At 42.2% G+C, this 14,830-nt stretch carries 10 protein-coding genes; 6 read left to right on the plus strand and 4 right to left on the minus strand.

The features are described 5' to 3' along the window. Positions 1-992 precede the first annotated feature (992 nt). Entirely contained in the window at positions 993-2,744 is a 1,752-nt protein-coding gene (locus tag VK664_RS01115; protein WP_461396749.1) for an SMP-30/gluconolactonase/LRE family protein, read from the minus strand. A 145-nt stretch (positions 2,745-2,889) separates the two neighbouring features. On the opposite strand from VK664_RS01115, the gene VK664_RS01120 reads away from it, so the two are divergent. Beyond that, positions 2,890-3,849, plus strand: a complete 960-nt coding sequence (locus VK664_RS01120; RefSeq protein WP_461396750.1) for a c-type cytochrome — start codon at positions 2,890-2,892, stop codon at positions 3,847-3,849. A gap of 63 nt (positions 3,850-3,912) precedes the next feature. Here VK664_RS01120 and VK664_RS01125 read toward each other — a convergent pair whose 3' ends face one another. Next, positions 3,913-4,266, minus strand: coding sequence for a glycoside hydrolase family 3 C-terminal domain-containing protein (locus tag VK664_RS01125; protein ID WP_461396758.1), 354 nt, complete (start codon positions 4,264-4,266; stop codon positions 3,913-3,915). Between the two features lie 161 nt (positions 4,267-4,427). Here VK664_RS01125 and VK664_RS01130 point away from each other — a divergent pair, with 161 nt between their 5' ends. Then, positions 4,428-6,773 (plus strand): ABC transporter permease, encoded by a 2,346-nt coding sequence (locus VK664_RS01130; RefSeq protein ID WP_461396751.1) that lies wholly within the window; start codon positions 4,428-4,430, stop codon positions 6,771-6,773. Positions 6,774-6,907: 134 nt separating this feature from the next. Here VK664_RS01130 and VK664_RS01135 read toward each other — a convergent pair whose 3' ends face one another. After that, entirely contained in the window at positions 6,908-7,501 is a 594-nt protein-coding gene (locus tag VK664_RS01135) for a hypothetical protein (protein ID WP_461396752.1), read from the minus strand. A 342-nt stretch (positions 7,502-7,843) separates the two neighbouring features. Between VK664_RS01135 and VK664_RS01140 the strand changes: the two genes are divergently transcribed. Together VK664_RS01140 and VK664_RS01145 are read left to right on the plus strand one after the other, a co-directional pair. Beyond that, entirely contained in the window at positions 7,844-8,455 is a 612-nt protein-coding gene (locus VK664_RS01140) for a peptidylprolyl isomerase (RefSeq protein WP_461396753.1), read from the plus strand. A 10-nt stretch (positions 8,456-8,465) separates the two neighbouring features. Next, positions 8,466-9,320 carry a GNAT family N-acetyltransferase gene (locus tag VK664_RS01145; RefSeq protein ID WP_461396754.1) on the plus strand — a complete coding sequence of 285 codons (855 nt, stop codon included), beginning with the start codon at positions 8,466-8,468 and terminating at the stop codon, positions 9,318-9,320. A gap of 64 nt (positions 9,321-9,384) precedes the next feature. Here the strand turns inward: VK664_RS01145 and VK664_RS01150 are convergent, their stop codons facing one another. Continuing rightward, positions 9,385-11,823 (minus strand): CehA/McbA family metallohydrolase, encoded by a 2,439-nt coding sequence (locus VK664_RS01150; RefSeq protein WP_461396755.1) that lies wholly within the window; start codon positions 11,821-11,823, stop codon positions 9,385-9,387. A gap of 610 nt (positions 11,824-12,433) precedes the next feature. On the opposite strand from VK664_RS01150, the gene VK664_RS01155 reads away from it, so the two are divergent. Next, positions 12,434-13,477, plus strand: coding sequence for an aldo/keto reductase (locus VK664_RS01155; RefSeq protein WP_461396756.1), 1,044 nt, complete (start codon positions 12,434-12,436; stop codon positions 13,475-13,477). Between the two features lie 176 nt (positions 13,478-13,653). Next, positions 13,654-14,202, plus strand: a complete 549-nt coding sequence (locus VK664_RS01160) for a hypothetical protein (RefSeq protein WP_461396757.1) — start codon at positions 13,654-13,656, stop codon at positions 14,200-14,202. Positions 14,203-14,830 lie beyond the last annotated feature (628 nt).

Raw genomic sequence — 14,830 nt, forward strand, 5'->3', positions numbered from 1 at the left:
AGGTTCCTTGTCTCATCATTCAATCAGCATCAAATCATGTGTATAAGCCAATCACTTATTTAGCGCTAATTGACAATTGAGCTGATATTCGTTTTGCAATTCCCTTCACGATCTAATATACAAACCGATCTTACATTCGATTGGAGGAGATAACGCAGCCATCTGCAAAAAAACGCCATCCGCAAACACAGCCATCCGCAAAACTGCTATCCGCAAAACTGCTATCCGTAAAACTGCTATCCGTAAACGTTGCTACCCATAAACGCTGTCATCCCCAAGCACTAAATCATTACTACGCTGAATCATTGCCAGGCTATAACGAGCAACGATGCAATACCCATCGTTATTTTTTCCTTGGCCCTATGGGAAATATTATTAATGCACTGTTACCAGATTGCTTGCGAGTTGCAGATTGTTTGCGAATTAGATGAAAAGAATGCAAATGCACTGATGCACAACCGAAATTTCAGTAGCTAAGATTGGTTAAGATTGTTGCAAATGGATTTTGGCAAGCGTTTTTCCGATAACCGGATAGCTGGCAACAGTAATTCAGAGAACGGTAACACAACAATGTCATTTCAATTTCTGCAATGCCGATAATGTCAATGCCGGTTATTGCAATAAGTGAATGTTGAATTTTGTTGTACAAGTCGCATATCCCTTAAGTGAACGAGATTAGAACGTGCAGGATGGGCCTGAGGTTGGTTTGATTGCCACCTTCGATTCCTGTTCGGAGTTACCCAAAGCCGATCAGGGCGATACTGCAACCAGCACTTGAAGAAACCCTAACAAAGCCGATCAGGGAACTAAAAGCCGATCGGAGACAACAGCAGAGAGCGGCAAAACGAAACGTATTAACCAGGAATCACAGTGGCAAATCAAACCAACCGAAAGGCCCATCCGGCGAAGGGAAGAACCGAGTGAACGCCATGAACCTGCAACATCAACAATTCAAAATTAGTCAACCACGCTGTCGAAAGACGCGAGGCTATCTATAATCTCGGAACTGCAGGCTTCACAGGCTTTTCAAAAGAATTTGCTCCCCTTGTTTTCAATTTCCTCCTGTATACTTTATCACCGCAGGTAACATATAAAACGTTGAAGTCCGGGCCACCGAATGCACAGTTAGATGCCTGGCCTGAAGGCAACGGGAGGATAGCATTTACCCGACCCAATTGATCGAGGACCTGTACACCCAACCAGCCCGTAACATATACGCGGCCGGCAGTGTCGCATTTTAAACCATCTGCCCAGGCATTTTCACGGTTATCAGGTTCATGCAACCAGCCATAACGTTGCCTGTTGATCAATGTACCATCAGGCATAATGCTATAGATCCAAACCCAATGGGAGGTAGACTCAGTAACATAAAGCTGGGTTTGATCTGGCGAGATGGCGATTCCGTTTGGAAATTTCAAACCGGCATCAACAAGCAATTTTTCGCCATCCGGCCTGATCAGGATTATGTTTCCTGGCTTATCAGACCCGTTTGGTGAGGTAACATAAATATTCCCGTTGTGTGCAACAACAAGGTCGTTTGCTGCCAGACTATCAGCAATCAATTTTTCTTTACCGTTAACATCATAGCTTATTACCTGTTTTGTTTCAGTCGCTGCAATATAACGTTTACCATCAGGGCCATAAGCTGTTCCGGCTGCCCTTTTTGAATTTAATGCCAACTGAACCGGTTTCCCACCTGCATCTATTGAATATGTTTTTGAGTTGGGAATATCCTGGTAAAACATCTGGCCTTTAGCATTAACAGCAGTGCCTTCGGTGAACTTATATCCTTCTCCTACCAGTTCCCAGTTTTCACCTGGAATCAGGATATCCGCCAATACCTGGTTCTTTGAATTACCGGTTCCCGGTTGCTTTGGCCAATCCTTCCACAACCATCGCATCGCCTCGGGGAATATTGCGTTACCATGCTGGCCATTATGAGCACCTTCACCCCACACATGTTTTACTTCGTAACCTGAAAAAGTAAGCGCACGCTCCATCGACTCGTTTGCTTTCCACCAATCTCCTGCATAAATATTCAGATCATTCGAACCGTCCTGCAAAAAAACGCGGATCGCCTTTGGTTCATATTTGCGGACCATCGTTGAATAATGATCAGCGCCTCTCAAACCAACATAAGTACCAATGGAACTGAACACCCTGGAAAACTGATCGGGCCTTTCCCAGGCTGCAGTAAAAGCACAGACCGCACCGCTGCTGGCACCCCCGATTGCACGGTCATTACCGTTCTTTGAAAGCCGGATAGCGCGACCATCAGAAGTCTTTTGTTTTTCGACTTCGGGCAAAAGTTCTTCCAGAATAAACCGTACATAGTTATCGCCCAAACCATCATATTCATAACTACGGTTAAACCGGTCAAGAGCACCCTGAGCATTTGCTGCAACTACTTTTCCAGGGGTAACAAATACACCGATCGTTACTGGCATTTCTTTTTGATGAATGAGATTATCGAATACCACCGGGGCCTTCCATTGTATTCCATCCTGGTTCACATAAACACATGCCGGATTATCGGGACTATATTGAATAGGAATGTAAATCCAGTATTCGCGAAAAGTTCCCGGGAAAATTTTTGATTGGTTAAAAGAGAATTTTAATACTTCTCCCTTTGGCACTCCGCTTTTTTCAACTGATGCCGGGTCAACAGGATAGCTTTCGGTGGTTGGCTGTGAGAAGATTTGCATTTGAGCAAAAAAGAAAGCAAGCAGCAATATCGTCTTCATGATGCAGGTTTATTAAGCAATGTTAACTTAAATCTTCATACATCGATCTGCCTGTTTCATGCTTTCATTTGTTCAACGCAGGCAGTTTGGCATTTACCAGGCGTACCTCCAATTCTATCTTCGGGAGACCTTAAAACTCGAACCGATGATTAAAAGAATCTTTAAATGGGCCGGTGCACTTGTATTGCTCATAATTATTTGTATAAGCGCCATTGTGCCTTTGCGTCAGAATATCAAATACGAGGCGCCATTTCCTGAAATAATCGCTTCAAAAGATACTGCTGTTATTTCCAGGGGAAGGGACCTCGTTCTGGGTGCGGCCCATTGTGGCGACTGCCACGGTACCAGAAGCGCTGATTCCCTGCTTGAAACCAGTGCGGAATTACCATTATCCGGCGGCTTTAAATTTTCGCTTCCGGTTGGTGATATATTCTCAAAAAATATCACTCCTGATACACTAACGGGGATAGGTAAACGAAGTGACCAGGAAATTGCACGTGTTCTTCGTTATGGGGTTCACGCCAATGGCACAGCAGTCTTTGATTTTATGCCCTTTCATAATATGACAGATGATGACCTGGTAAGTATAATTTCTTATCTAAGATCCTTAAAACCAGTCCGGAATGAGGTGCCTGAACACAATCTGAACGTTGTGGGAAACATGGTCAAAGCCTTTATGGTGAAGCCGGTTGGTCCGGAAGGTGAGGTACCAAAATCAATAAAAATAGATACTTCAGCCGCTTATGGTAAATACCTGGCACTGAGCGTTGCAAACTGTAGTGGTTGTCATACCAAAAGAGATTTGACAGGCGGATATACCGGGGAGCTTTTTGCGGGTGGAGGACCATTTGAAGAAAAAGCAGGAACTTTTATACCTCCCAACCTGACACCTCATTTTACCGGTCGCATCTGGCAATGGAGCCAGGAAGCGTTCATCGCCAGGTTCAGAAATGGTAAACTGCTTGAAGGTTCACCTATGCCATGGAGCTCGTTTAAGCTCATGTCCGATGTTGAACTGAAAGCTATTTACAATTATCTGCAAACTGTGAAACCAGTAAACAGCCCGACAACAGCTACTTTTATTCCCAAAAAGGAAACTGAATAGCTATTGTTAAGCTTTCGGAGTTGTGCTAAACCGGAAGTGCAGATGATGGCTAACGCAGATGCATCATCGCTTATGCTTATACTTTGCTGTTCTGTTATCGATAACCACACCCTTGAAGCTGAGCGCAAAACTGAAATCATATTTGTTTCCTTCAGAATCAACATAACATTCCATATCATGCGGTACGTCTTCTTTTTGTTCTTCTACCGTTTTCATATTCGCCGGCAGTTGTATAGGCAAAAGCCCCGAAGGATTAGCCGCGCCTGAAATGATATCAAGCAATGCCTGGTCCTGCACCCCAAAACTTACAATAATACCCGGCGCTTCTTTTTCGAATTCTGCAGGCACAAAAGGATTTGATAATACAAGCGAAACAATTACCGGTTTGTTTCCCATAGCAGCTTTTGTGTTAAGTATTGTTTTAAGATCATTACTGTTTGCTGCAGTCGAAGTCCCTGAACTGTTAGGAAATCCCTAAAAGTTTTGCGTTGTGTTTAGGTTTAAAAAAAAAATCGCAAGATTGCAGCAGACCAGTGGCGGATCCGGCTTTTTCTTCGTTATTATCCTCAACTAATTCTATGATCAAAAGCTACCTGAAAATTGCCTGGCGAAATTTATTGAAGCGCAAAGTTCTCTCAGTAATAAACATTCTTGGTCTCTCTATTGGCATTGCTGCCTGTATGATCATATATATCTATGTTCAGCATGAATTGGGATATGACAGGTATAATTTAAAATCAGATCGTATCACCCGTGTCGCAACCCGGGTGCATGCCCCCGAATCAGACCTGGTTCTTGCTAATGCACCTATTCCCCTGGCAGACGCGTTAAGACGGGGATTTCCCGAAGTAGAATCAGCAGTTCGCCTGGAGGCTGCACCCCTTACTTTCAAAGTAGCCAACGAGTATCTAAGAGAAGAAGATTTTTATAAAAGCGATACAACCATTTTTTCCATATTCGATTTCGATTTCCTGGAAGGATCCAAAACCAACGCACTGACAGAGCCCAATACGGTGATTATCACAAAATCAGTAGCCATTAAATACTTTGGCCGATCGCCGGCGCTGGGCAAAACTATGATGACGAATGGTTTGCCACTGCTGGTAACAGGTGTGGTTAAAGACCGGCCAGCGAACAGCGATCTTTTTATCAAAGGTCTGTTATCAACCAACTTCTCTAAAACCACAGCATGGATGGATGATTGGGTATATACTTATGTATTATTTAAATCAAAACCCAATCTTCAAAATTTTACCAGGAAAATAAATCAGTTTAGCTCAAAATATGTTCAACCGGAACTGGATAAAATGGGGGATAAAGAATACCATGTGGAGTTTGAATCAGAACTATTATCTGAGGTACATTTTAGCCAGGGCAAACTGGCAGATACACCCAAAGGTAACAAGCAAACCATTTATATATTCTCATTACTTGCTGTATTTATATTAATCATCGCCTTGCTTAATTATATAAATCTGTCAACCGCGAAATCGGTTGAACGTGCGCGTGAAGTAGGGATACGGAAAGTGAGTGGCGCAAAACCAATTCAATTGATACGTCAATTCCTTTTTGAATCCTTATTACTAATTTCTATTTCGTATTTGGCTGGCTGCGCATTTGTCGCCCTTGGCTTGTCTTTTTTTAACAAGCTGCTTGATACCGAACTGACAGTGAATTGGGTACAGGTAACAATATTTACCATGGTGGTATTTTTATCAACCCTGATTCTTGCAGGTTTGTATCCTGCCTTTGTATTATCTTCCTTTCAGCCGGTGAAAGTATTGAAGGGTAGCTGGAGAAATACCGGCAGGGGAGTATGGCTGCGTAAGACGGTTTCAGTAACACAGTTTGTTATAGCAGCCGGATTAATCATGGGAACTACTGTGATTTATAACCAGATGAAATTCATCGAAGAAAAGGATCTTGGCTTTAGCAAAGAGCAGTTGTTAAACTTAAATATGCCACGCGATTCAGGATCCGCGATTTCAGTGAATGCTTTCCGCAACGACTTGCTGCAACGCCCCGAAATCACTGGCCTTACCATAGGTAGTGGCATGACGGAAGATGGCCTCACCATAGGCCCGGCAATCACTGAGGCTGAAGGAAAAAAGCGCGATATGATGTGTAACTATTATGCCATCGATCCGGAATTTTTAAATGTTTTCAAAATAGACTTGCTGGAAGGAAGAAATTTGTCAGACAGCTTTAGTACAGATAAAATGGAAGGGTTCCTTGTAAACGAAGCTTTTGTAAAAGAGATGGGATGGAAATCTGGCCTGGGAAAGAAAATATCAGCATGGGGCAAAAATGGCCAGGTAGTCGGTGTCGTGAAAAACTTCTATTATAAATCACTGCATAATGTCGTTGAACCGCTGGTACTGGTTTATGATACTTATCCGATCAATACCATTACAGTTAAAATAAAACCTGTTCATCTCCCTGTTGTAAAGGAATTATTCAGATCAAGATTTCCATCAATTGCTATTGACTACGAATTTTTTGATGAGATGGTAAACAATCAATACCAAAAAGACCGGATCACTTCTATCCTGTTTACTGGTTTTACAATGCTTGCAATCTTTGTATCCTGCCTTGGATTGTATGGGTTGGTGGCGCTCATAACTGTTCAGCGAACAAAGGAGATCGGAATTCGCAAAGTGCTGGGTGCTACAATGACAGGTCTGCTGAAACTGATGACAAAAGATTTTATGCAATTGCTTATTGCGGCTCTCATTATTGCTCTACCTCTTTCCGGGTATATTATGAATAAATGGTTGGGTACTTATGCCTATCATATACCGTTAAGCTGGTGGATGTTTTTGATTCCGGTATTTTTTCTTGTTGTTATTTCATTACTGGTAATCAGCAAAGAGATAATAAAAACCGCGCTGATTAACCCTATTAAAAGTCTGAAAACGGAATAACTTTTAGCCACCACCTCTATGAAGGGACTTGCGCTTACCAAAAGTGGTGATCCTGGATGAAAATGCAATAGTATATCCCTGATCATTTTCATAAAACATCAAAAAGTCACCTTAACATATTAAGGTGGCTTTTTTTATTTTGACTTTGGCGGACTGATCATAATATGTGCGCCGTGGGTAGCGGGGTGCATCAACCATGGCATGCCGGGACCTGCCGGTTTCAAAGGAAGACCGGTGGTTTCCGGGGTGGCATATGGAATATAAACTACAGAACGTATATACCCATCAGTCACATCCCCTGTTGTCCGGTTATAATTTTCATTTGAAGCTGTATAGACGAATAAGGTAGTTGGCTGTTTTGGCATCTTCAGTTTCCCGGATTTCACTTCTGCCTCTCTTGTATCAAATATCTCTTTCATATCCTTCCCCTGTTTTTTCAATGCTCTTCCCCTTTCCATGAAGGGCTCAAGATCTTTATGATAACAGGCAACAGAAAAAGCAGCCTGTGCCGGATCATCAGCCAGGCAAATAAATTCATTTGTTCCTTTTTTCAGCACGACCAGGTCACCCTTATCGGAATAACCATAAACCATGGCTCCATCTTTTTTCTCCGCAGGAGCAGCCAGCAGCGCTCCCTTTATCTGCACTTCTGCACTCGGAATGGAAGTTTGTGAGCTACAGGCCAGGGCCAGTTGAAAGGCAGCAAAAGTTAAAAAAGTTAGTTTCATAATAATAATGGTTTTGAATTTTTAGCCTTCCTAAAGTTAATGGAAGATTTCCGACACCCGTTAAAATTGAAGCCGAGCTGATGGAATCATTCATCTGGAATCATTCATCGGCAAGTTGAAAACAAGTTGAAAAACTCACCGTTAAGATTTTTAATCGGAAAGCAGCGCATATACATGGCAATATGGGTATTTTAGAATAAATTAACTATTAAAACATGGATCGCCGCCGGCCCGGGCAATCTGAAATGTAGCTAATTCGGTATCTTTATTCGCTCGATATAATTGATTTCGTTCACCCAGGTGGTGACAGTAAAAATGCACCGCAACTCAAAAAGTAGACATATGAAAAATAGCCTTGTGGGCTTATTCCTCCTGTTTTCAGCAACCCTTTTTGCTCAGCCGACCGTAACCGAGCAATTCCAGAAGATCAATACCATGCAGGATGCTCAAAAATTCATTGATGCAAATGCAGCCCTTAAACCAACGATTTATAAACTTTCCTATGGCAAAGATTCTTCCTTGCTTGATAAGCGCCTTTTACGCCAAAAAAAGGGCGACATCGTAAATGTTGGTTATGTTACTTACAAGGTGCTCGAGGGTACTGAGACAGTGGCCTATCGCGCGAATTATATTTTCCTGGATGGCGGAAGTTTATCAACTTCAGAAGTAGATAGTCTGAAAAAAATTATTGTGGCTAAAGCAAATGCGGGCACCTCATTTGAACAACTTTCAGATCAGTATACCATGGATGGCAATACTACCAAGGGCGATACCGGCTGGTTTTTTGGCCCTGAGATGATGCCTAAGGAATTTGAAGAAGCCGTAAAAAATCACAAAAAAGGGGAACTCTTTTTTGTTGATGTTTCAGCTCAGAACTGGCACTATATCGTAAAGAAAACCTACGACGACCAGATTAAAAAAGATATTACTATTCTTCGCGCTAACGGCCGGTAACAAATATTAAATGGCCCTGGAGATACATCCGCTTGGGAAAGAGGATTTGCATTTACTGCCAGCTTTGCAACCAGAGGGATGGGGAAGCATCATGCCCGCTCATGTGATGTATCTTAAATCCTCATGCTGTTTTCCGCTTAAGTTTACGAACGATGATAAACTGGTTGGCATAGGCACAACTATTGTTCATCATGACTCCGCTTGGCTGGCGCATATCATTGTTCATCCTGCTGAGCGGCAAAAAGGAATTGGACAACTGATCACAAAAACATTGATGGATGTTGCACTCTCAAGACACTGTGATTTATTGTCGTTGATTGCGACTGATCTTGGTGAACCTGTTTATACAGGACTGGGGTTTAAGACAGATACAGAATATCTCTTTTTTAAAGAAGTCAGATTTAAAGAGACCGGATTTAAAGAAGCCAGGCCAAAACCATTGCCGGAACAGCCCGGTAATCTCAAACAGCCCGATAATATTGAACCCTATCAGCCGGCGTTCAAGGCTGAGTTACTGGCATTGGATAAACATGTTTCAGGGGAAGAAAGAACTGTCTATTTACAGGATCATCTTGATCAGGGCATGGTCTATTTCAATAACGAAGTTCTTGAAGGGTTTTATTTACCTGCTGCCGGTGAGGGAATAATATCAGCCGGCACTTCGTCTGCAGGCATCGCCCTGATGGAATTCCGGATAAAAACAAAAGATGTGTGCATATTCCCGGTTGATAATATCAACGCCAGGCAATACTTTGAACGGAATCATTTCGAACCGTTTCGAACAGCAAAACGTATGGTTTTTGGCAAGAAAAGAACCTGGCATCCCGAACTCATTTATAATAGAATTGGTGGGAATCTTGGGTAAAATTGTTGGGTTTAAGATTTAACACTTTTATTAGCACTTTTATTAGCTCTTTTATTTAACACTTTTATTGATTTGAACTTTTAATGATTCCGTCATAAATAGTGCCCGCAATTTTATAAGCCGACTCCGCAGCTTGTTTTTCTTCTTTCCGGATATTTGGCTCTTTGGTTTTCCAGCATTGATCAACTGCCAGTCTGCACCATTCTGCACTTTTCTTAACCTGGATGGGTTTGTTATCAACAATTACAAAAACCGGGTTGGTATGTGCAGCTGGATATATTCGTAACGCGATCCAGGCAGATCGTTGAAGCTGGTAATTAAAATTGAGATCGCTCCATTTACCATCGGCATTAATTTCAGATTTCGCTTTAGCTTCCCCATTTACAATGAGTTCCACTGAGATTTTACGGGATGTTTTAATTCTTGCTCTTTCAGTGTTCCAATACGGTGGCTCTGTTAGCGGTCTTCCCGCAATGGCCTCAGCAGCTTCATCCTGCTTTTCTGATAGATAAGCAGTTGCTTTTGCCGTCACTTTTATATTGCCTCCGCCGGCGAGCTTTAATTCACTGTTCCCCACTCCCATTTCGATACCGTTTACCGAAAAATCAATGATATGAGATCTCCCATCGGATACATAGCTGCGGCCGGCTTTAATTGAGTTTATATAACCTTCATAACTTAGTCCGTTACCCGTTTTGAAATAACTCCTGGCAAGACCTACCCGTTCATCAAAGATGCAGGGAAAATCTGTTTCGCCGCTGAGCCTGGTTCTGAAGCCGGAGTTAAGTGTATGATACCACATGTTCAACTCCCAGGGTGCGGGTGTATCACCTGCACTGAAAAAATCAACTTTCCCCTGGGTTACAGTGACCACATATTCATTGGCACCAATGCCATCCATTTTTGGCAGAATATAGTTTGGTAATTCCGTTGTTAGTGTGATTGGTTCGAGACCCCAACCGGAATGAGCATAACCGGTAATTCCACCCTGGCTTTGGGCCCAGGTAAGCACCGGTTGCGTCCAGCTTGGCCATTGCTCAATGGTACTTGTGCCAGGATAGTCATCCTCATCGAGGTCAAGCAAAACAATATGCCCGGCATGTGAAGATGGAAACCCTGATACTTCTACATCATAACGCATAAGGTTACCCGCAGTTGACAACGAGCTCAACTTTCCCATGAAATATTTCTTCTGATTATACCATCCCGGACCCCATGATAAAACTGTTGACATATCAAGGCCTTCGCCCAATGATTGACGGAACATTGCCGGTGGCGCAACTCCTTCTTCCGGACTCTCATAATGGCTGCATCCGGCGGCATGTATATGATGGTCCGCGCTGTACCATCCCAGCGAAGCCATATTGATCCATCGTTTCAGTCTGAAAGATTGTTGAATTTTTGACACTCCCTTTGGAACCTGCAGCCCAATCGTCTGCGAAATATACTCCGGGCCACGTGTGAAGTTTACCTGGTAGGATCCGGGTGACAACGACACATGTTCCCCATCATAGCGATATACTTGTGGCTGAAAATAAAAATCCGGGTATTCATCTGTCTCAGCCATTCTTCTTGATGGTAAGGGATAAATGCCCACGAGTCTTTTAGAAAGCACACCGAACTCGTTTTGGGCAAGGGTTAATCTATAATTGTTAGTCTGCAAACGTTGAATACTATCAGTTATGATAAATGAACCCATCGCTGGTTTACCATCATCATTTTTTATGGCAAATTCTACTGTTACTGATGGCATTATGGCAAACAACACACTCATAGCATTTCTGAATGCAAGGTCTTTAGTGCCTTGCCCGATACTGAACCCCAAATTCACCTCACGCTGACCCCTGTCCCGGCTATATAATTGAATTATGCCGTATTCCAGTTTCAATCCTGAAAGCTTTGGTTCCAAAGGGCGGTTCCGGTACATTCCGATTTCAAGAAAACGATTGGCAACATCACCGCTATCCAGATGATTAGAAGCCTTTGCATGTGCACCGTTTTGTGAGCCATGAAACATTGGTGCTGCATTGGCACTTTCAACTTCAAGCTGCGAAGTTGCGCCGGATTCATTATGGATCTTAACAAGAAAACTTGTCCACCCGCCTTGAATAAGAACAGGTCTGGCCGGGCCTCTTGTGACCATTACTCTGGCTTCCGGATTGATATTTACTCCTGCCAGACAATATGGGTCAAGGATCTGCTGGATTTCTTTCACAACTTCAGCTCCAGGCTTTTTCTTTTTTAATTCCATCAATCGGTCCCTGTCTTCTTTGTTTAAAGAACTACCAAGAAATTGCAGGGCCTGATCTATTCGCAATGCCTGGGAGATCAAAGGCTGCGGTTCAACATTTTCAATTATTGGTAAGGCAGCATTATTATTATTCTGTGCTTTTTCATGTTCATGCTGTCCACATGCAAGAGCAGGTAGAAAAATGACAAACAGGTAATAGAACGGAAGAGGAAAGAATTGATTGATTGTGCAATAATGTTTTCGTTGCTGCATATCTGCTGGTTTATTTTTTCGAAAAGTGCTTACATAGTTGGTTTGTTTTTTGAAAACTGCTTATAGGGTTGGCTTATTTTTCGAAAACCGCCTACGGAGTTGGTTTGTTTTCGAAAACTGCTTACTAAATGTAAGAATTTAGAATAGACCCGGCAGATATGATGTACCGTCATTTGAGCCGGAGGCGTGTAAGGGACATTTGCAGGTATTTTTAAACATTGATATTCGATACCTTTGGAAGAGATGGCTGAAAGTTTAAACAGGGACGGCAGGTAATCAAGAAACGAATTTAAATTGATTAGCAACATACAATTGAACAACGTCTAATCCTTACTACTTATAATCTTAACAATGTATATTCTTAACAATGTATAATCTTAACAACGTATAATCTTAACAATGTATAATCTTAACAATTATAATCTTAACAATGTATATTCTTACCCACTGAACCGAATACAATTGAGCCGAATACAATTGAACCATGTATAATCTAACCAACTATAGTCTTAACCAACTATAATCTTAACCAACTATAGTCTTAACCAACTATAGTCTTAACCAACTATAATCTTAACCAACTATAATCTCAACCAACTATAATCTTAAAATGGAATACAGACAATTAGGAAACTCAGGTTTAAGGGTCCCGGTTTTGAGCTTTGGCACAGGAACTTTTGGGGGTGGCACTGATTTTTTCAAAGCATGGGGATCTACATCAGTTGATGAAGCCAAGACCCTTGTGAACCTTTGCCTGGATGCAGGCGTAAATCTTTTCGACACGGCAAACGTTTATTCGCGTGGTGCTTCAGAAGAGATTTTGGGCCAGGCTATTAAAGGAATAAGGAACAAAGTTTTGATCTCAACAAAAGTTACTTTTCCTATGACGGACGAGGTCAACGATTTTGGTTCGTCACGCTTTAATATTGTGAAATCCTGCGAGGAAAGTTTAAAACGATTAGATACTGATCATATTGATATTTACCACCTGCATGGTATTGACGCCAATACCCCGATGGAAGAAACGCTGAAGACTTTAGACAATCTTATTCAAAGCGGGAAAGTCCGGTATATAGCCTGCTCTAATTTTTCGGGCTGGCATTTAATGAAATCGCTCTCAATATCTGAACGCTACGGCTGGTCAAAATATATCGCGCATCAGACTTACTATTCGTTACTTAACCGGGACTATGAATGGGAACTAATGCCCCTGGGTATAGATCAAAAAATCGGCGCCATTATCTGGAGTCCTTTAGCCAGTGGAAAGTTAACCGGCAAATACCGCAGGAACCAACCATTTCCTGAAGATGCGAGAGTGGCACAAGGCGGAAGCCCCGTAGTGAATACTTTAGCGGATGATGAGCGCTTATACGACATCGTGGATGCACTGGACGAGTTAGTGCACGAAACAGGTAAAACCTTGTCCCAGATTGCGCTGAATTGGTTGCTGCAAAGGCCGACTGTATCAAACATTATCATTGGAGCAAGGGATGCTAAACAACTGAAGCAAAACCTCGGTGCAGTAGGGTGGAATCTAACGGTAGAGCAGGTGAAAAAGCTTGACAAAGCCAGTGAGATCCTACCCCCTTATCCGTACTGGCACCAAAATCAATTTCCCATGTTGAAGGCAGCGGCAAAACTATACCGGGAATAAAGTATCTGCAGTATGCTGGGAATAATTGTCTGACTATATCGGCAATAAATTGTCTGTCTATACCGGGACTAAAGTAAATGTCTTTACCGGGAATAAAGTATCTGCACTTGTTAAAATGAGAATTTTAAGCTAATTATGTCTGAATAACCGTTATTTTTAGAGCCTAATCTTCCGGAATGCGAGTACTGTTTTTAATATTTGGATGCCTGTTTTTCCTGGCAGGGAATGCTCAACAGGGTGTGCCTCTGGCTATTGTGAACAATACCCAAATGGGTGGTTTTCCACATTATAATCAACAGATGGACAGCAACACATTAAACAGGAACTGGTCACTAAATAAATATGCGGGCATTTCGAGTGGTTTTGGATTTTTTAATGGCGGCAACACCTCGGTAATCTCCGCACCTATTGGCATGCAATTAAACCGCAGGTTAACTAAGAATTTATATGCATTCGCAGGTGTATCTGTGGCTCCATCTTATTTTACTTATAACCGTTCATTTAACGACTTCAACATCTATAAAAGTAACCCTGGCAATACCCGATTCAATTCAAACGGGTTTGGTATCTACTCAAGGGCCGAAGCAGGTTTGATGTATATAAATGATGAGAAAACTTTCTCTATCTCCGGCAGTATTGGTATAGACAGAAGTACTTATCCCGTCTATCCAGCAAACAGCCGTATAAGTCCTCAAAGGCAACAACCATTTGTTGGTACGAGATAAGACTTTGCTACTTTGCATTTTTAAGATTCAAACCTGGCAAATTTGTGCGTGAATGTTTGCTTCTGAGAAGCTTCATTATTTTTACATTGTTGATTTTGCTCGTTCATGGCGTTCACTCGGTTCTTCCCTTCGCCGGATGGGCCTTTCGGTTAGTTTGATTTGCCACTGTGATTCCTGGTTAATACGTTTCGTTTTGCCGCTCTCTGCTGTTGTCTCCGATCGGCTTTTAGTTCCCTGATCGGCTTTTTTAGGTATTCATGTTGTGCTAGGGGTTGTTGGGCCCTGATCGGCTTTGGGTAACTCCGAACAGGAATCGAAGGTGGCAATCAAACCAACCTCAGGCCCATCCTGCACGTTCTAATCTCGTTCACTTAGGGGATATGCGACTTGTACAACATAATTCAACATTCGCTTTATTGCAATAACCGGCATTGAAATTATCGGCATTGCAGAAATTGAAATGACATTGCTGTGTTACAGTTCTCTGAATTACAATTGCCAGCCACGCGGTTATCGGAAAAACGATTGCCAAAATTCCATTTGCAACAATCTTAACCAATCTTAGCTACCAAAATTTCGGTTGTGCATCATTGCATTTGCTTTCTTTTCATCTAATTCGCAAGCAATC

Source organism: Flavitalea sp. (assembly GCF_035489435.1).
Lineage (GTDB): Bacteria > Bacteroidota > Bacteroidia > Chitinophagales > Chitinophagaceae > DATHKG01.

Bases quoted from the DNA above. Each gene is read 5' to 3' on its own strand.
- VK664_RS01140 (WP_461396753.1), top strand. From the start codon at position 7,844: ATGAAAAATAGCCTTGTGGGCTTATTCCTCCTGTTTTCAGCAACCCTT.
- VK664_RS01150 (WP_461396755.1), bottom strand. From the start codon at position 11,823: ATGCAGCAACGAAAACATTATTGCACAATCAATCAATTCTTTCCTCTT.
- VK664_RS01135 (WP_461396752.1), bottom strand. From the start codon at position 7,501: ATGAAACTAACTTTTTTAACTTTTGCTGCCTTTCAACTGGCCCTGGCC.
- VK664_RS01120 (WP_461396750.1), top strand. From the start codon at position 2,890: ATGATTAAAAGAATCTTTAAATGGGCCGGTGCACTTGTATTGCTCATA.
- VK664_RS01115 (WP_461396749.1), bottom strand. From the start codon at position 2,744: ATGAAGACGATATTGCTGCTTGCTTTCTTTTTTGCTCAAATGCAAATC.
- VK664_RS01160 (WP_461396757.1), top strand. From the start codon at position 13,654: ATGCGAGTACTGTTTTTAATATTTGGATGCCTGTTTTTCCTGGCAGGG.
- VK664_RS01130 (WP_461396751.1), top strand. From the start codon at position 4,428: ATGATCAAAAGCTACCTGAAAATTGCCTGGCGAAATTTATTGAAGCGC.
- VK664_RS01145 (WP_461396754.1), top strand. From the start codon at position 8,466: ATGGCCCTGGAGATACATCCGCTTGGGAAAGAGGATTTGCATTTACTG.
- VK664_RS01155 (WP_461396756.1), top strand. From the start codon at position 12,434: ATGGAATACAGACAATTAGGAAACTCAGGTTTAAGGGTCCCGGTTTTG.